We start from the raw sequence: 18,537 nt of genomic DNA, 5'->3' as shown, positions 1-18,537 counted from the left end.
TCGTTCTGCCGGGGCCTGTCCGGCCTGAGCCGCCGGTCAGGCCCCGGAGCCCTGTTCAGCGGCCGGGCCGGCCACCGCCCACCGCACGCCGTCGCACCGAGGCGAACAGCGCGGCCGCGCCCAGCGCCAGCGCCGCCGCACCGCCGACCGCGAGGTACGGGGTACGGGGGTCACCGCCGGTCTCGGCCAGGTTCTCGCCGACGACGGCGGCCTTCGGGTCGTCGGCGGCCGTCGTCGACGCGGCCGGTGCCGCCGCCTCGACGGCCGTCTGCGCGGCCGCCGCAGCGGCGGCCTGCGTGGTCGCCCCGGTGGCCGGCTCCGCGGACGTACGGGCGTCGTCGTCCCCGTGGCCGTGGTGCTCGACCGTCGACTTGTCGGCACCGGCCTCGATCTGCCGCTCGGAGGGCGCGGAGGCGGCCGGGGCCGCGGCGGAACCGCCGCCCGTCGAGCCGCCGCCCGTCGAGCCGCCGTTCTTCCCGGCCGAGCCGCCGTTTCCGGACGCGCCGCCGAAGACGACGTCCGAGCAGGAGTAGAACGCCTCCGGGCTGTCCGAGCGCTGCCAGACCGCGTACAGCAACTGCTTGCCCGCACGCTCGGGCAGGGTGCCGGAGAACGTGTAGAAGCCGCCCGTGGCGACCGGGTCCGTGGCCGTCGCCACCGGATGCTCCAGGTCCAGGTCGGACCAGGCCAGCGGCTCGGTGGGGTCGTAGCCGGCCTTGGTGAGGTACACCTCGAAGGTGCCCTTGTGCGGGGCGGTCACGCGGTACTTGAAGGTGTACGAGCCACTGTGCACGGCGGTCGCCGGCCAGTCGGCGCGGGCCAGGTCGAGGCCCTTGAACTCCTCGTTGTTCGCGCTGCACAGCCTGCCGTCCGGGATGAGCGCCTGGTGCTGCCCGTTCGCGGCACCGATCCGGATGCCGTTCCAGTCGTAGAGCGCCTGGGTGCCGCCGGCCGCGACCGCCGCCCTGCAGGCGTCCGACCTCGGGCTCTCGGGGCCCTCCGCGTAGCACTGCGCGACCCGGCTGACCGGGTCGCCCATCGAGCCGTGCGCGGCCGCGGGGACGGCGGCGAGGGCGGTCAGGGCGAGCGGGGCCGTGCCCAGCGCGGCGGCGACGGCGAGCTTGCGGCGAGCAGGCATGGGGGAACTCCTCGAAACGGTCCTTCGGGCGGGCTGGATCCCGTGGGGTGATCAGCAAGCTAGCCCCAGGAAACCGTGGAATCGCCGGTCGGAGGCGGTCGACGGTGATCCTTAGGATCGTCTTAAGGGAGTGCTCAGGCTGGGATCAGGTAGGTACCGTGCACGGCATGACGCACGAGGGGATCAGGCAGGCCGTGGCCGCCGACGTACCGGCCGTGCGGGCCGTGACCGACGCGGCCTACCACCGCTACATCGAGCGGATCGGTGTGGTGCCGCAGCCGATGGAGGCGGACCACGCGGCGAACGTGGCCGCGGGCCGGGTGTTCGTCACGGGCGGACCCGGGACGGCGGGGGTGGCCGGCCTAGTCGTGCTGGAGACGAGCGAGGACCATCTGTTCCTCGACAGCATCGCCGTCCACCCCGACGCACAGGGCGGCGGGGTGGGGCGGCGGCTGCTGGAGTTCGTGGACGCACGCGCGCGTGAGCTGGGCCTGCCCGAGGTCAGGCTCTACACGAACGCGCTGATGTGGGAGAACCGGCAGATCTACCCGAAGTACGGGTACGAGGTCGTGGAACGCCGTGTCGACGGGCCCTACGACCGTGTCCACTACCGCAAGCGACTGCGCTGACCGCACGGACCGTGCTGACCGCACGGACCGTGCTGACGGCGCTGACGGCGCTGACGGCCCGCGGGGCCGGTCCGGTCAGCCGTCCGGCCACCAGGTCCGGGCGATGTCCTTGCGGACCTCGGGCCGCCGGTCGGGGCGCGCCTCGGCGTCCTCGCGGACTCGTCGGCCGTCCGTCTTTCTCAGGGGCTTCTGCACGGTGATGCGGCGCATGGCTGCCTCCTTCGAGTGCCTGCCGTGGCCCGTGTTCTCACGGGGGCAGACGCTTTCGGGGAGAGTTCCTCATCGGCGGCCGCCTGTCAGTGGCCGGGGTCACCATTCGATTGTCAGTGGTGGGTGTCACGCTTGCCGCATGACGGATGGGATCACCGACGACACCACGGGCCCGAGCACCGCCCGCACCGCCGTGACCTCGGCGGATGTGGACTGGGACGCGCAGGCCGCCACCTTCGACGACGAGCCCGACCACGGACTGCGCGACCCCATGGTGCGGGACGCCTGGGCGCGGCGGCTGCGCGACTGGCTGCCCGCACGGGCCGGGGACGTGCTGGACCTCGGCTGCGGCACCGGCAGCCTGTCGCTCCTCGCGGCCGAGCAGGGACACCGGGTCACCGGCGTCGACCGGTCCCCGGCCATGGTGGACCTCGCCCGCCACAAGCTCACCGGGCGTGACGCCGCGTTCCTCGTCGGCGACGCGGCGGCCCCGCCGGTGGGCGAGCGGCGCTTCGACGCCGTCCTCGTCCGGCATCTGCTGTGGGCCCTGCCCGACCCGGACCGTGCCCTGCGGCACTGGCGGGACCTGCTGCGTCCCGCGGGCAGCCCCGACGGCGCCGGGGGAGGCCGGCTCGTGCTGGTCGAGGGCGTCTGGGGCACCCTCGACCCGGTCGGCATACCCGCCGAGCGGCTCGTGTCCCTGGTGACGCCGTGGGCCGACGAGGTACGCCTGGAGCGCCTGTCGGACGACGCGCTGCTCTGGGGCAAGCAGGTGACGGACGAGCGGTACGCGGTGGTGGCGACGCTCCGGTGAGGCAGACCCTAGACGAGCAGTTCGTCGAAGCCGCCCTCGCGGGCCAGCCGCTCCAGCAGGTCGAGAGCGGCCACGGCGGCGGCCGCGGCCGCCGGGTCCCGCTCCGTGAGGCCGCTCTCCTCGAACTCGTCCTCGTCCAGACGCCGTACGTCGCGGCCGTCGGCGGAGCGCCACAGGTCCAGGTCGAGGTCCTCCACGACGAGTTCGGCGCCGGCGAAGGCCGCGGGCCGGGCGATGTCGCAGTACCAGCCCTTGAGTGTGCCCACCGGATCACGCAGCTCCTTCACCGAGTACCAGCGGTCCCGCCAGTAGTACTCCGTGAAGACGTCCCCCGGCTCGAAGCGCACGAAGCCGAAGTCGCGGACGGCTCCGCTCGCGAACGGCGCGCGGACGACGACCCGGGTCCCGTCGTCCTGGAGCAGCTCCGCCGGGTAACGGATCTTCGTCCGGCCGCCCTTGACCAGGACGACCTCCACCATGCGGGCCGTATCAGCCGAGTTCGCGGACATACCGCACCTCCGTTGCACAGATCTCGTAGCCGAACCAGGTGTTGATCGCGAGCATCGGGCCGTTTCCGGCGTCGTTGCCCGTGAACGCCTCCGTGCAGCCGGCCGCGCGGGCGCGGTGCAGGGCGGCGGTCTTGGCGAGTTTGGCCAGGCCCCGGCCGCGGAAGGCGCGGGCCGTGCTGGTCATGGCGCTGGAGTACCGGGTCGCGCCGTCGGTGTGGGCCGCACTGAGGGCGGCCGGGCGGCCGTCGACCAGCACGACCGAGGTCAGTTCACGGCTGAGCAGCGGGTGGTTCCAGGTCTCGTCCAGCCAGGCCGCGTAGTCGGTGAACTCGACGGCGATGTCGCTCGGCTCGTCCGACGCCCCCTGCGCGTCCAGCTCGAACAGCGGGCGCGGATCGGTCGCGAAGTCGGCGGCCGTGCGCAGCTCGACGCCCGGCGGCAGGTCCGGCAGCTCGGGCAGCGTGCCGTGGGCGAGGTCGAGACGCAGGAAGTGCGCGGAACGGCTCGCCCGGTAGCCGCGCCGTTCGGCGAAGGCGCGATTGTCCGGTCCGTCCAGGACCCAGCTGAACAGCCTGGTCGCGCCCTCGGCCGTGAGGTGCTTCTCGGCGGCCCGCGTCAGCAGCGAACCGGCACCGCTCCGCAGCCGCCCGGGGTGCACGTACACGTTGAGGTAACCCTGCCCAGGCTCCGGGCTCTCGTGCGCCAGACCCACCTGGGCCGTGCCGACGATCTCGCCGTCCTCCTCGACGACCAACGGCCGGTAACGCGCGGCGGGGTGGGTGCGGGTGAGGTCGTGGACCAGTGACTCCGGGGTGGACACCATGAAGGGCAGCGCCAGCCGCCGGACCCGGGCGAAGCCCTCGACGTCGGCCCGGACCCCGGCTCGGACAGCACGCACGATCATCGTCATGGAGGCGCACGCTACGTGGGGGACCGACCGGGACGCCTCTGATTTTCGGGCGCGGCACCGACGGGTGCGCGACAATCACCCCGTGACCTTGAAGATCGACATCGATGACGGCGCCCCGCCGTACGAGCAGGTACGGACGCAGATCTCCGAGCAGGCGCGGTCGGGGGTGCTGCCGGTGGGGTATCGGCTGCCGACCGTGCGCGGGCTGGCCGAGTCCCTGGGCCTCGCGGCGAACACGGTGGCCAAGGCCTACCGGGCGCTGGAGGCGGACGGCGTGATCGAGACGCGCGGGCGGCACGGGACGTATATCGCGGCGGCCGGGGCGGCCGCGGAACGGGAACTGGCCTCGGCCGCGCAGGCGTACGTGGAGCGGGCCCGACGGCTCGGGCTCACCGAGGCGGACGCGCTGGCCGCCGTACGGGACGCCCTGCGGGCGGCGTACGGCGGCTGACGGCCGGGGCCCTAGAGGTAGAGCCCCGCGTCCACCCCGTCCCGTGGTTCCGGGACCGATGCCGGTGTCGTCCCGCGCCGCAGTGCGTACAGCTCGGCCAGGGTCGCCCCGTCCCGGCCGACGCCCTCGTCGGTGCCCAGCCAGTCCACCGCCTCCGCGCGGGTCAGCCGGCCGACCTCGATCCGGGCCAGACAGCGGCCGGGGCGGACCACGGCCGGGTGCAGGCGTTCCAGGTCCTCGTTGGTGGTGACCCCGACCAGGACGTTGCGGCCCTGGCCGAGCAGGCCGTCGGTCAGGTTCAGCAGCCTGGACAGCGCCTGCCCGGCCGTGTGCTTGGCCTCGCCGCGGATCAGTTCGTCGCAGTCCTCCAGGAGCAGCAGCCGCCAGCGGCCCTTGCCCGTGGAGTCGTCCTCGCCGATCGCGATGTCCATGAGATAGCCGACGTCGCTGAACAGCCGCTCCGGGTCCAGCACACAGTCCACCTGGCACCAGTCCCGCCAGGACCTGGCCAGCGTGCGCAGCGCCGAGGTCTTGCCGGTGCCGGGCGGCCCGTGCAGCAGGAGGAGCCGGCCGGCGATGTCCTCGGGGGTGGTGCCCATCAGGCGGTCCATCGCGCCGGCCACCGGCGCGGTGTAGTTGGCCCGCACGTCCTCCCAGGTGCCCGCCGAGATCTGCCGGGTGGTGCGGTGCGGGCCCCGTCTCGGGGACACGTACCAGAAGCCCATCGTGACGTTCTCCGGCTGCGGCTCCGGTTCGTCCGTCGCGCCGTCGGTCGCCTGGTCCAGGACCTTCTGGGCGAGCTCGGCGCTGGTCGCCGTGACCGTGACGTCGGCACCCCGGTTCCAGCGGGAGACGAGCAGCGTCCAGCCGTCGCCCTCGGCGAGGGTCGCGCTGCGGTCGTCGTCGCGGGCGATGCGCAGCACCCGGGCGTCCGGCGGCAGCAGTGACGCTCCGGACCGCACCCGTTCGATGTTCGACGCGTGCGAGAACGGCTGCTCGCCCGTCGCGAAGCGGCCGAGGAACAGTGCGTCGACGACGTCGGACGGGGAGTCGGAGTCGTCGACGTTGAGCCGGATCGGCAGCGCGTCGTGCGGGTTCGCTGACATGCCGCCATGATCCGGCACATGGGCGCCGAGTGCACCCGGTTTCCGCGGTGCGCGTGAAGTGTCGGGCGTGTTCCCCACGTCCGGGGGAGTCCGCCGCCTCCCGTCACGTCCGGTCGAGTCCCGTCATGTCCCCCTCGCGTCCCCGCCCGCGGCACCGCGCGCCCGGTGCGCGTCGCCCGTGTCCTGCCACCGGGCCGTGCCTCGACTGCACCTGCCCGTACAGCCGTTCACGCCGTTAGTGTTGTCCTTGATGGGACGTGATGAGTGGAATTCGGGGGCACGGCGGTGGCGGCTCACCGCGCTGCTCGGCGCGGCAGTGGCCGCACTCGCTCTGGTCGTGACCTTGATCAACACATTGCCGGGGGGCGGCGGCACCGCGGGCACCACGTCCGACGGCGCCGAGGTGCACGGCACCCCCGCCACCCCGGCGCGGGCGGCGAAGCCCGAGGTCGGCTGGGGCTTCACCCACACCCAGTTCAGCGCCGACGAGGGCAGCGGGGCCGCCCCCCGACGGGTCGAGGGCCTGCTGTCGAGGAGCGGGGGCCTGCCGCAGAACCAGGCCGTCATGGGCTGGGGGGCCGACAACCCCGAGCCGGTGAAGGGGCGTTACGACTTCGCCGCGCTGGACCGCCGGATCGACTTCGTGCGCGCCTCCGGCGGCACCCCCGTCCTCACCCTGTGCTGCGCGCCGGACTGGATGAAGGGCGGCCGGGCGGGCGTGGGCAGGACCGACTGGAGCCGGTCCGCGCTGGAGACCGCCCCCCGGCCCGAGCACTACGCGGACTTCGCCGCGCTCGCCGCGACCGTCGCCCGGCGCTACCCCGACGTACGCCACTTCATCGTCTGGAACGAGTTCAAGGGCTTCTGGAACGACGCCGAGGGCCGCTGGGACTACGAGGGGTACACCCGGCTGTACAACCTCGTCTACCGGGCCCTGAAGAAGGTCGACAAGGACATCATGGTCGGTGGCCCGTACCTGGTGATGGACAGTGTGGACCCGCGCGCCGAAGCGGCCTCGACGGCCCTGGCGGGCCCGTGGGGCGCGCTGGACCAGCGGGTCCTCGACGCCTTCGCCTACTGGAACCGGTACAAGGCCGGCGCGGACTTCGTCGTCGTCGACGGCTCCAGCTACACCAAGGACGACGCACTGCTGCCCGACGAGTTCGGCGCTACCGACAAGCTCACCGCCGTCGGCACCTGGGTACGACGGCAGACCGCCGGGCTGCCCCTGTGGTGGGCGGAGTACTACGTCGAACCCGCCGACGGCGACGACGACCGCAAGGCCTGGCCGGAGAGCCGCCGTGTCGCCGTCCAGGCCGCCGGGATGATCGCCATGGTCAAGGGCGGTGCCTCCTCCGGCTTCTACTGGAACCCGGAGGACGAGAAGGGCCCCAGCTGCCCCGGCTGCCTGTGGACGCCGACCGACCGCGCGGACGGCGGCGCGCGGCTGCCCATGTACGGGCTGGTCTCCCGGTTCGGCCAGGAGTTCCCGCCGGGCACCCGGTACGACACCGTGTCCGTCGCCGCGGACGACGTGCCCAACGTCCGGGTCCTGGCCACCGGCAGGACCGTCCTGGTGGTGAACACCCGCGACCGGCCGATCAGCGCGCAGGTCGACGGACGGCGGTTCGAGATGCGGGCGTACGAGGTGAAGTGGCTCACCAGGTGAGCACCGGGGGAGTACCCGGCGAGCACCCGGTGGGCCGCCGCGCTCACTTCATCGTCAGGAACCGCTGCACCAGCGCCGCGGACAGCACCGCCAGCAGCGGCAGGGCGAACCAGAAGCCGCTCCGCAACCGGCGCAGCCGCCGCACGCCCGGCCGGCCGGCGACCCGCAACACCTCGCGCGCCGTCAGCAGCAGGATCAGCACGACGGCCGCCAGCGCCCCGACCACCGACCAGGGCGTCCAGGTGATCTGCGGTCCGATCGGGCCCGGATCGGCCTCGGGCACCTCGCCCGCGGGCCGCTCGCGCAGTGCGTACATGGTCACGTCGTCGTTGGCCAGGACCTTCTTCAGCTCCCGCCGCCCGTCCAGGTTCGCCAGCAGGCGCGGCTCCCAGGACGCCGAGTAGCCCACGTCCAGTTCGAGGTAGACGACCTGGCTGCGGTTGACCACGAGGTACGAGTTCGGGCCCGCGTCCTCGAGCGCCTCGACCAGGCCCGACACCAGCACCGGGTCGCCGGGTGCCAGGGTCGGCACGTACTGGACCTTCTCCATGTCCTTGGTGCCCCATGGCATCGCCGGGGTCACGTTGTCCTCGGTGTCGTTGCTCAGCCACAGCAGCCGCACGGTCGGATCGTCGTGGGCGTAGACGTAGTCCATCGCGGCGACCTCGCCCGGCCGGACCCGCTCGAACGACTCGTTGCCCCAACGGGCCACCAGGAAGCCGCCCATGAGGACCAGACCCGCCAGCAGTGCCGCCCCCGTGGCGAGGCCCACCCGGTCCCGGCCGCGTTCCCCGACGGCGGTCCCGGTGCGCGGGAACAGCGCGAGCCCGGCCAGCAGGGCCGCGCCCGGCAGGGCGAACATGAAGACGCGCAGCGCCATCTCCCCGCCGTACGACTGCATGCCGAAGCCGAGGAACGGGACGAAGGTGAGCACGAGCAGCGACCGCTCGCGGTACTTGTGCGCGCGCCGCCGCCACCAGCCCCAGCAGGCGAACGCCATGACCCCGCCGGCCAGCAGCACCCGTGTGTAGAGCACCAGTTTGTGGGTGGAACTGCCGCCCTGGATACGGCCGGAGACGGACGTCGACACATTGCTGCCGACCCCGCCGACCCCGCCGAACAGCTCGTCGAAGTGACCGGACCAGTACGGCTCGGCCATGAAGCCCACCCAGGCCGCCACGATCACGGCGAACAGCAGTGGCAGCCCGCGCAGTTCGCAGCGCCCGACCAGGACGAGGACCGCCGGCACGCCCAGCATCACGAACGGGGTCAGCTGGTGGGCCGGCACGCTCGCCGCGAACAGACCGATGAGCACCGCGAGCAGCACCGCCTTCTGACGGCGGCCGGCCGGTTCGGCCTCCGCCTCCCCGGGCCACCACCCGGTGCGCAGCACTCGCGGGGGACGGAACCAGACCAGCAGGATCGCCACGAAGGCGAGATACAGCAGGAAGGTGAAGCCCTGCGGGGAGAAGTAGTCCTGGCCGACCCAGCCGCCGAGCACGAAGATCCAGATGCCGGTCCACTTGGCCCGCCAGCTCGCCCGCATCGAGCGCACCAGCAGGAACATCGGTGCCAGATAGAGGAGTTGGACGGCCGTCGGCCACCAGCGGATCAGTTCGGTGCGGTCGCCGACCCCGCACGCCCGCAGCACGAACGCGGCCGCCGCGAAGAAGCCCGGCCAGCTCCAGCGGGCGTCCAGGTCCGGCACGGCCGTGCCGGTCCGGTCGATGTAGTCGAGGAAGCCGAGGTGCTGCCAGGCGGTCGCGAACCGCGGCTCGGTCTCGATCACGGCGGGCAGCGCGTGCAGCGAGACGACCGTGGCGAGCAGCGTGACCAGCAGCAGCCCCCGGTGCTCGCGGCCGCGCCCGAGCAGTGCCGCGAAGACCACGACCAGCAGCGCCGCGCCGGTCAGCGTCGCCGGCGGCAGGACCGAGACCAGCCCGAGCCCGCCCATCCCGTCCAGGTCGGCGTCGGACAGCCGCAGCACGGGCGCCCAGTAGAGCAGCAGCGCGGCGGTCAGCAGACAGCCGAGGAGCAGCCCGGGGCGGGTGGGCCGCGGACGCTCGGGCCGGCTCCGCGGCGCGGCGGGTCCGTCCGGGGGCTGCCCGCCCGGGACGGCGGGGTCCTCCCGTACCGGCCCGTCCGTGACGGCACCGCCGGGCCCGGCGCCCGCAGCGCTGCCGGGCGGCCCGAACGGTGCGTCGGCCGTCGTACCGTCGCGCGGCACGGCGTCGGCCGGTCCGGGCGGGGCCTGCGACCCGGGCTGCCCGCGCCGGTGCGGTGCCCCCGCGGCGGGGACCTCGCACGCCCCCAGGTCGGCGAGGTCCCCGTCGGGAGCGGCGGTCCCGGGCGACGCGACGGGCGTCGCCCTGACCGTCCGGTACAGCCGTGGCGCGGCCAGCGCCACGATCACGGCGAGGCTGGAGATCTCGGCGACACCCGCGCCGACCAGTCCCATGCGCGGCAGCAGGACCAGTGTCAGGCCGAGCACCAGGACGCACAACAGGCCCTGGAGCCAGGCGAGTCCGCCGGTGCGGCTCTGGGCGCGCAGCACCGCGAAGTACGTCTCCATGACCACCCGCAGCACCGCGCCGACGGCGAACCAGCGCAGCAGTCCGGTGGCCGCGTCCGCGTAGCCCGCGCCGAACACGCCCAGGATCCACGGCGCGCCGACGAACAGCACACCGCACACCGGCAGCATGATCCGCGCCATCCGCTTCAGCGCGGCCCGGGTGTCGGCGGCGAGCCGGGCCGGGTCGTGCGAGCCCTCGACGGTCAGCGAGGCGCCCATGTTGACGGCGAGCAGGTTGACCGTGCCGCCGATGGTCGTGGTGATGTAGAAGTACGCGTTGTCCTCGGAGCTGACCTGCGAGGCGATGATCACCGGGACGAGGTAGACCACGGCGAGCGAGAACAGCGAGCCGGTGCAGTCGCCGGAGAGGAACCGTCCGATCTCCCGCGGGGTGGGCGGGTCGGCCTGCCGTTCGGTCGCCCCGACGTGCCGGGGCACCAGCCGGCGGAACACCAGCCAGCCCAGCGGCACCACGGAGGTGGCGATCGCGGCGACCCAGGACACGAAGACGCCCGTGGTCGGCAGCGCCGTCGCGAACGCGACCAGCAGCCCCAGCTTGACGGCCGAGAACACGGTGTTGCCGACCGGCACCCACAGGGCGCTGCGCAGTCCGGTCAGCACCCCGTCCTGGAGGGTGAGCAGGTTCCAGGCGACGACGGCCACTACGAAACCGAGCCCGTTGAGCGGCCCGTGCAGGAAGCGGTACGACGGCCCCCACACGTTCAGGGTCAGCAGGAAGCCCCCCGCGGCCAGCGCCACCACCGCTGAACCGGCCGCGTAGGTGCCGGAGACGAGACGGCGGGCGGCCCGACCGGCGATGGGGATGAAGCGGGCCAGCGCGCCGGTCAGGGTCACCGCGGTCAGACCCGCGAGGAGTTTCATCGCGGCGATCGCGGCGGACCCCTGGCCGACCGCGGACTCGGAGTAGTAGCGGGCGGCGGCCAGCCAGAAGCCGAGCCCGAGCACCGCGCTGATGCCGGTGTTGAGCATCAGCGCATAGGCGTTGCGGAAGAGTTGGCTGCCACCGCCCGGGGACCTGCCCAGGCCGGGCAGGCGCAGTCGGCGGGGCGCCCGTCCGGGCGGCTCGGTCGTGGGTGACGCCTCCTGGGCCGTGGTCGTGTCAGACACGGGAACGGCCGGCCTTCCGGCGGATCCGGCGGGCTCTGCGGACCATCGCGTACCCCTTGGTGAGGGCGCGGTCCCCGGCGAAGGCGCGGGCGATCGCGCGGCCCTCGACGAGCCGCCCGAACTCCTCGATGCCGGTGTTGCGGCGCACCGTGACGCGTTGCAGGGCGTAGGGACCCTGGCGGCGGCGGGCGAGGCCGTTGCCGACGGCGAGCGCCTGGGCGAAGCCGTGGGCGCGCACCGCCTGCCGCACCCGGCGGCTGGAGTAGCCGTACGGATAGGCGAACGACACCGGCGGGGCGCCCAGTTCGTCGGCGACGATGTCCCGGCAGCGGGTCAGTTCGTCCCGCAGCGAGTCCTCGCCGAGCTGGTCTAGCTGCGGATGGCTGTGAGTGTGGCCGCCGATCTCGATGCCCGCGCCGGCCAGCTCGCGCACCTGGTCCCAGTCCAGCATCCGGTCCAGGCCGCCACCGGTGTCGTACGCGCCCCGCAGCCAGCCGGTGGACACGAACAAGGTGGCCGCGAAGCCGTGTTCGGCCAGCACGGGCAGGGCGTGCCGGTGCACGCCCTCGTAGCCGTCGTCGAAGGTGATCAGCACCGGCCGCGCGGGCAGCGGCCGGCCGTCGCGCCAGCGGGCGGCCAGCTCGGCCGTGCCGAGCGGGGTCAGGCCCAGATCGCCGACGAGCGCCATCTGCTCGGCGAACGCCTCCGGGGCGACCGACAGGGTGCGGGTGGCGTCGTTGGGGTCGGCCGCGACCGCGTGGTACATCAGGATGGGCACGGACGGCTCAGCCATGTGCTTCCTCCGCGCTCTCCTGGACCGACCCGCTCTGCCGCGCGGCGGTCCCGTCCTCCTGGACCGACCCGTTCTGCCGTGCGGTGGTCCCGTCCTCCTGGACCGACCCGTTCTGCCGTGCGGTGGTCCCGTCCTCCTGGACCGACCCGTTCTCCCGTGCGGTGGTCCCGTCCTCCTGGACCGACCCGTTCTCCCGCGCGGCCGTCCCGGTCCGCGGTACCGAGAAGACGGCGGCACCGCTCCCACGGGTCCGGAGCCGGCCCACGACATACCCGCCGGCCGCCGTGAGCACGCCGGCGACGATCGCGCCGGCCCGGCCCGCGCCGCCCGGCCGGGCCAGCAGCGCGTCCCGCAGCCCGCGCGCCACCCCGGCCGGCAACACCCGTGTGGCGTACCGGCGTTCGGACTCCAGGCCCTTGCCGGCGCCGACGCTGCGGGACACCAGGGCCTTGGACAGGCCCTCCGCGTAGGCGCGCGTGCGGAAGTACCCGAAGTGCTCGCGCGCCTCGGGCACCCGGTGGTGGATCACCGCGCGGTCGTCGATGAGCAGGATCGCGTCCGGCCTGGCCCGGGTGAGCCGGATGCACAGCTCCGTCTCCTCGCAGCCCAGCGGACGCCGGTCGCCGTCCCGGCCGATGCCGGTGGCGAAGCCGCCCGCCGCGTCGAACGCGGTGCGGCGGAAGGAGGCGTTGCCGCCCAGGACGTTGCGCACCCGGACCCGGCCCGGCGGCAGGCCGCGGTAGGTGCAGCCCACCACCCAGTCGAACTCCTCAGGGAACCAGGCGGGCCGGCGCCCCGACGCCCAGACCGGCACCGTACGGCCGCCGACCGCCAGCACGCGCGGGTCGGCGTACCCCTCGGCGAAGTGGCGCAGCCAGTCCCGCTCGGCCACGGCGTCGTCGTCGAGGAAGGCGACGACCTCGCCGTGCGAGGCGGCGATGCCGGTGTTGCGGCCCGCGGACAGTCCGCGGGGGCCCGCGTTGGCGAGGACGCCTACCCCGCCGGTCTCCTGGTACTCCTTGGTCAGCCGGTCCAGGAGCGCCGCGTTGTGGTCGACGACCAGCAGCGTCTCCCGGGCCGGACGGGACTGCGCGCGCACGGAGGCGACCGCCGCGAGGATGTCCTCCCAGCGGTCCTCCGTGTAGACGCAGATCACGACGGAGATGTCGGGACCGCTCAAGACACCTCTCCCCGGACCGAGTCGAGCAGCGGGGAGTGGTGCATCCGGCGGCGCAGCTCACGCCGGTTGGAGCGCTCGCCGAGGATCACCCGGAGCACCCGCAGCCCGTCCCGGACGGCGCGCAGATTGCTCGTGCCGTGGATGCGTAAGTACTCGTGGCTCGGGATCTCCTGGACCTTCAGACCGGCCTTGACCACCCGGATGTTCATCAGGGTCTCGACCTCGAAGCCCGTGCAGTCCAGGTCGATCTTGTCGAGGCAGTGCCGCCAGAACGCGTTGTAGCCGTAGCACAGGTCGGTGTAGCGGGCGCCGAACTTGCGGTTGACGACCGTGCACAGCGCCCAGTTGCCGAGCTTGCGGACGAAGGTCATGTCGTCGGTGCCGCCGCCGTTGGCGAAGCGGGAGCCCTTGGCGAAGTCCGCTCCCGAGACCAGGGCGGAGACGTACGAAACGATCTCGTTGCCGTCGGCCGAGCCGTCCGCGTCGACCATCACGATGATGTCGCCGGTGCACGCCTCGAAGCCGGTGATCAGAGCGTCCCCCTTGCCCTTGCCGTCCTGGGGGACGACCCGGACGCCGGGCCACAGGCCGCGGGCGACCTCGACGGTGTCGTCGGTGGAGTTGCCGTCCACCAGGACCACTTCGTGGATCCAGTCCGGAAGGGTCTTGAAGACGTACGGCAGGTTCTCCGCCTCGTTCATGGCGGGAATGACCACGCTCACCGGTGGCGCGATGGCCAGATGGGAGGAGACCGGCCGGTAATGGCCGGCCGTCGTCGGATCCTGGCCCGATGCGGGCGGGCGCAGAACTGAGCTCATGAGTCTGGTCCCTCTCGTCCGGTGGACCGCCCGCCCCTGGGCGGCCCGGCTGTGTGTCCGGTTCGAAAGGGGGGTTTCTCCCCCACGGCACGGCGCAACGGCTCTCCGTGCACATGGATGAGCAGGCAAAGCTGACCGGCCCGCCGTGGCACGACGGCCGGTTGCGCGGCACGGCCCGGTGACAAGAGCGCTCACCGAGCACGGCACCCCCCTACCGCGCCCCGCCCCGGTACGCCGTGGCCCTTGGTCCCTCCCCTTGGAGCCGTGTGCCGACGGACCGATGCGGGTGAGTTGTACGACGGTATTGATGAATGCACCTGTATGGCAAGTCCTGGAAAGAGGGCTCACCTTTTTGACGGTTTGGCCGTTAGACGGCCTTGTGCGGTGTTGCTCACTGATTCGAACGCAAATGCCCCATGTGTTTGAGCAGCCGGTCCGCCGGCTCGAACAGGTAGGGACGGGCCAGTACCGCGTTGCGCAGCGCCCGCACCGGGGCGCGGTGCGCCCGATGTCCCAGTGCCACGGGATGACGGCGGGTCACCCAGCCTTCGGACACCGTGAGTTCGCGTGTCTTCAGGGAGTCCTTGTACTCCTTGTGCCCCCGGCCGAGGTCGAGGTACGCGATGCCGTCGGCGGCGGCCGCCTCGGCCATCCGCAGATGCATGATCAGGCCCGGGGAGTACTTCGCGTACGCCGGGTCGTACGCCGGGAACCAGCAGGCGAGCACGCGTTCGCTGCGCAGTCCGAAGTGCGCGGCGACCGGGCGGCCGTCCGCGTACAGCACCGACAGGATCCCCCCGGACGGCTCGTGGCGGGTGTGGAAGAGCTGCTGCACCAGCCCGGTGATCCAGGTGTGCGCGAAGCGGTCGCTGCGGCCGGTGCGCCGGTACTGCGCGGACTTCCACGCCATCAGCGTCTTCAGGGCGGCCGGGTCGCGTTCGTCGTGGACATAGCGCACGCCTCGCGCCTCGCGGCCGAGCCTGCGCTCCTTGGCGAGCGTGGTCCGGGTGAACTTGGGCGACCGGGCGCGCAGTTCGCCCAGATAACTCTCGTAGCCCCGGTCGAGGTCCACGACCGGGGACGGGAAGGTGCCGGAGGCCCCCGCCTCGAACGGCTCCTGGCCCTGCACCAGATGGTCGAACTCCCACAGGGAGAGCCCGCAGGCCCGTAACAGGGCGCGGGCGTCCCAGGTGAACCCGGGCCGGTGCACCAGCCCCTGGGCGTCGGACACGCCGAGGCCGACGGCTCTGCCGACGCCGGCGGCGGATCTCTGGAACGGGAAGTACGCGGCCGGCTCCCCGTCCTGGCGGACCACCGCGATCCGCACGCCCCGTCTGACCCGGCCCATCGCGAGCGCGAACTCCGGTGAAAGGAAGGGGTTCGAGAGGCCGGGCGCGTCGTGCAGATGGGCCTTGGACTGCATCGCCGTCCACGCCGCCCGGTCTGCCGCGGTCAGTTCGCCGGGGCGGTACACGCTGATGTCCATGTCAGGAACCCTGTCTTCCCGCCGTGCGGCCGAGGCGTCGGCACGCCATGACCAGCAGCAGCGCGAGGGCGCTGAGCGCGGTCACCGCCGCGACCCCGCCGGGCACCGACCAGCGGTGCGCGGCCAGCATGGCCTGGGCCACCAGCATGTCGAGGACGATCGCGCCCGCGACCGAGGCGACGGCGCGTGCGAACGGGTCCAGTCCGCGCAGCGCGGCGGCGACGGCGGACGCCGGGGCCGCGAGCAGGAAGAAGAGCACGAACGGGCCGCGCAGGGGTGAGCCGGAGTCGGTGAGCGCGAGCAGCGCGCCGATCGCCGCGACCGCCGCGGCGGCTCCCGCGAGCAGCGGCGACAGGTCCCTGTCCGGTACCGGCCGCGCGCGCTCGGCGCCCTTCTCGGGCACCGCTGGAGTCCGATGGCCTATGTTCTGGTTGTTCGTCATGTTCTGGATGTTCCGCATGGGCGACTTTGCCCCCCGAAGTGCCGGATGCCGGGCTTCAATGTCGCGCAGCCCGAAGGTGGCCGTCAAGACGCGGAAGTCCGTCGTGAGTCTGATCCGCCGCTGAACAGCGGGTGCGCCCCGGGGCGGAGTTGTGGCGAAGGGCAACAATCTTGGCATGGACACTTCCAGTCAACACGCGTAGTTGCTACGTAAGTCGAGGCAGAGATCCTGCTAAAGGGAGGTTCCATGAGACGTTCCCGAATCGCGGCTTTCGTCAGCTCACTCCTCCTCGCCGGCGGCATCGCCCTCACCGGGAGCGGTGTGGCGCAGGCCTCGTCGACGGCCGCGGCCACCGGCTATGTGGCCCTCGGCGACTCCTACTCCTCCGGAGTGGGCTCCGGCAGCTACATCAGTTCCAGCGGCGACTGCGACCGCAGCACCAAGGCCTACCCCTACCTCTGGAACGCCGCCCACGCGCCGTCCTCGTTCACCTTCGTCGCCTGCTCGGGCGCCCGAACGGATGATGTCCTGGCGAGTCAGCTCGGCGGCCTCGACTCCGCCACCGGCCTGGTCTCCATCACCATCGGCGGCAACGACGCCGGGTTCGCCGACGTGATGACGACCTGCGTCCTGTCGTCCGACAGCGGCTGCATCTCCCGTATCAACACCGCCAAGGCGTACGTCGACTCGACACTGCCCGGCAAACTCGACACCGTCTACACGGCGATCAGCACCCGCGCCCCCAACGCCCGTGTCGTCGTGCTGGGTTACCCGCGCTTCTACAAGCTCGGCGCCACCTGTCTCGGTCTCTCCGACACCAAGCGCGCCGCGATCAACGGCGCGGCCGACTACCTCGACACCGCCGTCGCCGCGCGGGCCGCCGCCCACGGCTTCACCTTCGGCGACGTACGTACCACGTTCACCGGCCACGAGCTCTGCTCCGGCAGCGCCTGGCTGCACAGCCTCAACTGGCTCGACATCGGGGTGTCCTACCACCCGACCGCCACCGGGCAGTCCGGCGGTTACCTCCCGGTGCTCACGAACGCGGCCTGAACCCTCACGGGGTGACAGGAGGCGAGGAGGAGACCTCGTCCGACGGGGTCTCCTTCACACAGGTCACCGAGAACGGCACCGGCTCGGACGTCCGGTGCACCGGGTCGCGCACCTCCACGCTGATCTCGTTCGAGAACGTGCCGCTCTCCGAGTACGTCGTCACGATCACCTGGTCCTGCTGCGAGCGCGCGCCGCCCTCGGGGAACGACAGCGTCTTCCAGCCCGAGTCCGTGAGTCTGCCGTGCTTCGACACCCACCGGTACTCGACCTCCGCCGGCAGCCGGCCCACCGTGAACGTCGCCGTGAACGTCGGCGCGTCGGCGTCCGAGGGCGGACAACTGCCCGTGTAGTCCGTGTGTCTGCCGGTGAGGGTGATGTCGACGCTCTGCGGCGGGGTGACGGTCGTGGGCGCGCTGCTGCTGGGAGTCGCCGAGGGAGTCGGCTGTCCGGCCGAGGTGGTCGGCCCGCTCGTGGTGGGCGTGAGCCCGCCGCCGCTCTCGGTGGCGGTGTTCCGGCCGCCGTCGCCCCCGCCCTTGTCGTGGTTCAGCAGCGCGTACGTCAGCCCCCCGACGGCCAGCGCGAGGGCGATCACCCCCGCGGCCAGCACCACGACGGCGCGCCGGTCGCGGCCCGGCCGGGGTTCCTCCGGCGGCGCGACGGGCGTGGTGCGCGCGGTGGCCGCGGGACCTGGCCACGGCGGCGTCGGCGGTTCCTGCCGCGACGGCAGCGGGCGGGTGGGCGCCGTGGGAAAGGGCACCGCCCGCACGGTGCCCGCGCTCGGAGCGCCCCCGGCTCCGACGATCCGCAGGTCCCGCTCGGCCTGCTGGGCGGTCAGCCGCTCGGCGGGTTCCTTGCGCAACAGCCCCTCGATGACGGGCGCGAGCGGTCCGGCCCGGTGGGGCGGCGGGAGCTCGTCCTCCACGATCGCGCGCAGCGTGCTCAGCGGAGTGGCCTGGCGGAACGGGGAGCTGCCCTCGACCGCCGCGTACAGCAGCACGCCGAGCGACCACAGGTCGGACTCCGGTCCCGGGGTGCGGCCCAGCGCCCGCTCGGGGGGCAGGAACTCGGGCGAGCCGATGACCTCGCCGGTCATGGTCAGCGCCGAACTGCCCTCGACCCGGGCGATGCCGAAGTCGGTGAGCACCACCCGGCCGTCGTTCGACAGCAGGACGTTGGCCGGTTTCACGTCCCGGTGCAGCACCCCCGCCTCGTGCGCGGCCCGCAGCGCGGCCAGCACCTCGGCGCCGATGTGTGCGGCGCGCTGCGGGGTGAGCGCGCCCTCGGTCTCCAGGAGTTCGGCCAGCGAGATGCCGCGGACCAGCTCCATGACGATCCAGGGGCGGCCGTCCTCGGTGGCCACGTCGTACACCGTCACCACGTTGCGGTGCGAGATCCGGGCGGCCGCCCACGCCTCGCGCTCCAACCGGGCGTACATCCGCTCCACGTCGGAGGCCGGCAGACCGGCCGGCGCCCGTACCTCCTTGACGGCGACCTCACGGTTCAGCAGCTCGTCGCGAGCCCGCCACACGGTCCCCATGCCGCCCTCGCCGAGCGGGGACAGCAAGCGGTACCGGCCCGCGACCAGACGTTCAGCGCCCTGTTCTCCGGACACCGGCATCCCCCTCCGCA

The 18,537-nt window shown here is 73.0% G+C and carries 16 protein-coding genes and 1 pseudogene; 5 read left to right on the top strand and 12 right to left on the bottom strand.

Translation table 11 applies throughout. From position 1 onward, the window contains the following. Positions 1–55 precede the first annotated feature (55 nt). Complete coding sequence (locus ACZ7OY_RS23160; protein ID WP_471913087.1) at positions 56–1,138, bottom strand: lytic polysaccharide monooxygenase auxiliary activity family 9 protein; 1,083 nt, start codon at positions 1,136–1,138, stop codon at positions 56–58. 167 nt (positions 1,139–1,305) lie between these two features. Here ACZ7OY_RS23160 and ACZ7OY_RS23155 point away from each other — a divergent pair, with 167 nt between their 5' ends. Next, positions 1,306–1,767, top strand: coding sequence for a GNAT family N-acetyltransferase (locus ACZ7OY_RS23155; protein ID WP_471913086.1), 462 nt, complete (start codon positions 1,306–1,308; stop codon positions 1,765–1,767). Positions 1,768–1,842: 75 nt separating this feature from the next. Here ACZ7OY_RS23155 and ACZ7OY_RS23150 read toward each other — a convergent pair whose 3' ends face one another. After that, on the bottom strand, positions 1,843–1,977 hold the full coding sequence (locus ACZ7OY_RS23150; RefSeq protein ID WP_471913085.1) for a hypothetical protein: 135 nt from the start codon (positions 1,975–1,977) through the stop codon (positions 1,843–1,845). Positions 1,978–2,116: 139 nt separating this feature from the next. On the opposite strand from ACZ7OY_RS23150, the gene ACZ7OY_RS23145 reads away from it, so the two are divergent. Continuing rightward, positions 2,117–2,791 carry a class I SAM-dependent methyltransferase gene (locus tag ACZ7OY_RS23145; protein WP_471913084.1) on the top strand — a complete coding sequence of 225 codons (675 nt, stop codon included), beginning with the start codon at positions 2,117–2,119 and terminating at the stop codon, positions 2,789–2,791. An 8-nt stretch (positions 2,792–2,799) separates the two neighbouring features. Here the strand turns inward: ACZ7OY_RS23145 and ACZ7OY_RS23140 are convergent, their stop codons facing one another. Continuing rightward, positions 2,800–3,300 (bottom strand): ribonuclease FAU-1 family protein, encoded by a 501-nt coding sequence (locus tag ACZ7OY_RS23140; protein ID WP_471913083.1) that lies wholly within the window; start codon positions 3,298–3,300, stop codon positions 2,800–2,802. Next, the gene (locus tag ACZ7OY_RS23135; protein ID WP_471913082.1) at positions 3,281–4,210 is read right to left on the bottom strand and encodes a GNAT family N-acetyltransferase; all 930 of its coding nucleotides are present in this window, start codon (positions 4,208–4,210) and stop codon (positions 3,281–3,283) included. Before ACZ7OY_RS23135 ends, ACZ7OY_RS23140 begins: the two co-directional genes overlap by 20 nt. 82 nt (positions 4,211–4,292) lie before the next feature. On the opposite strand from ACZ7OY_RS23135, the gene ACZ7OY_RS23130 reads away from it, so the two are divergent. Beyond that, positions 4,293–4,661 carry a GntR family transcriptional regulator gene (locus tag ACZ7OY_RS23130; RefSeq protein WP_471913081.1) on the top strand — a complete coding sequence of 123 codons (369 nt, stop codon included), beginning with the start codon at positions 4,293–4,295 and terminating at the stop codon, positions 4,659–4,661. Between the two features lie 11 nt (positions 4,662–4,672). Here ACZ7OY_RS23130 and ACZ7OY_RS23125 read toward each other — a convergent pair whose 3' ends face one another. Continuing rightward, positions 4,673–5,767, bottom strand: a complete 1,095-nt coding sequence (locus ACZ7OY_RS23125) for a DUF5925 domain-containing protein (RefSeq protein ID WP_471913080.1) — start codon at positions 5,765–5,767, stop codon at positions 4,673–4,675. Between the two features lie 250 nt (positions 5,768–6,017). Here ACZ7OY_RS23125 and ACZ7OY_RS23120 point away from each other — a divergent pair, with 250 nt between their 5' ends. Then, positions 6,018–7,436: a GH39 family glycosyl hydrolase gene (locus tag ACZ7OY_RS23120; RefSeq protein WP_471913079.1), complete on the top strand. Its 1,419-nt coding sequence runs from the start codon at positions 6,018–6,020 to the stop codon at positions 7,434–7,436. A gap of 43 nt (positions 7,437–7,479) precedes the next feature. On the opposite strand, the gene ACZ7OY_RS23115 is transcribed toward ACZ7OY_RS23120, so the two are convergent. The 6 genes and pseudogenes from ACZ7OY_RS23115 to ACZ7OY_RS23090 form a co-directional block, all read right to left on the bottom strand. Continuing rightward, positions 7,480–11,136 carry a lipopolysaccharide biosynthesis protein gene (locus tag ACZ7OY_RS23115; protein ID WP_471913078.1) on the bottom strand — a complete coding sequence of 1,219 codons (3,657 nt, stop codon included), beginning with the start codon at positions 11,134–11,136 and terminating at the stop codon, positions 7,480–7,482. Then, positions 11,129–11,929, bottom strand: a complete 801-nt coding sequence (locus ACZ7OY_RS23110; RefSeq protein WP_471913077.1) for a polysaccharide deacetylase family protein — start codon at positions 11,927–11,929, stop codon at positions 11,129–11,131. Before ACZ7OY_RS23110 ends, ACZ7OY_RS23115 begins: the two co-directional genes overlap by 8 nt. Before the next feature lie 217 nt (positions 11,930–12,146). Then, positions 12,147–13,109: pseudogene (locus ACZ7OY_RS23105) on the bottom strand (glycosyltransferase family 2 protein); the annotation flags it as partial. Continuing rightward, positions 13,106–13,927, bottom strand: coding sequence for a glycosyltransferase family 2 protein (locus tag ACZ7OY_RS23100; RefSeq protein WP_471913076.1), 822 nt, complete (start codon positions 13,925–13,927; stop codon positions 13,106–13,108). The pseudogene ACZ7OY_RS23105 and the gene ACZ7OY_RS23100, both read right to left, overlap by 4 nt. Before the next feature lie 391 nt (positions 13,928–14,318). Next, the gene (locus tag ACZ7OY_RS23095) at positions 14,319–15,413 is read right to left on the bottom strand and encodes a GNAT family N-acetyltransferase (RefSeq protein ID WP_471913075.1); all 1,095 of its coding nucleotides are present in this window, start codon (positions 15,411–15,413) and stop codon (positions 14,319–14,321) included. 1 nt (position 15,414) lies between these two features. Continuing rightward, positions 15,415–15,855 carry a hypothetical protein gene (locus ACZ7OY_RS23090; RefSeq protein WP_471913074.1) on the bottom strand — a complete coding sequence of 147 codons (441 nt, stop codon included), beginning with the start codon at positions 15,853–15,855 and terminating at the stop codon, positions 15,415–15,417. Between the two features lie 246 nt (positions 15,856–16,101). On the opposite strand from ACZ7OY_RS23090, the gene ACZ7OY_RS23085 reads away from it, so the two are divergent. After that, positions 16,102–16,908, top strand: a complete 807-nt coding sequence (locus ACZ7OY_RS23085) for an SGNH/GDSL hydrolase family protein (RefSeq protein ID WP_471913073.1) — start codon at positions 16,102–16,104, stop codon at positions 16,906–16,908. Positions 16,909–16,912: 4 nt separating this feature from the next. Here ACZ7OY_RS23085 and ACZ7OY_RS23080 read toward each other — a convergent pair whose 3' ends face one another. Next, a complete protein-coding gene (locus tag ACZ7OY_RS23080; RefSeq protein WP_471913072.1) occupies positions 16,913–18,520 on the bottom strand; it encodes a serine/threonine-protein kinase in 1,608 nt (535 codons plus the stop codon). Between the last annotated feature and the right edge of the window lie 17 nt (positions 18,521–18,537).

Source organism: Streptomyces sp. NPDC107559 (genome assembly GCF_055657365.1).
Note: the sequence above shows the minus strand (reverse complement) of the source record. Positions and strands in the feature narration are given on the sequence as shown.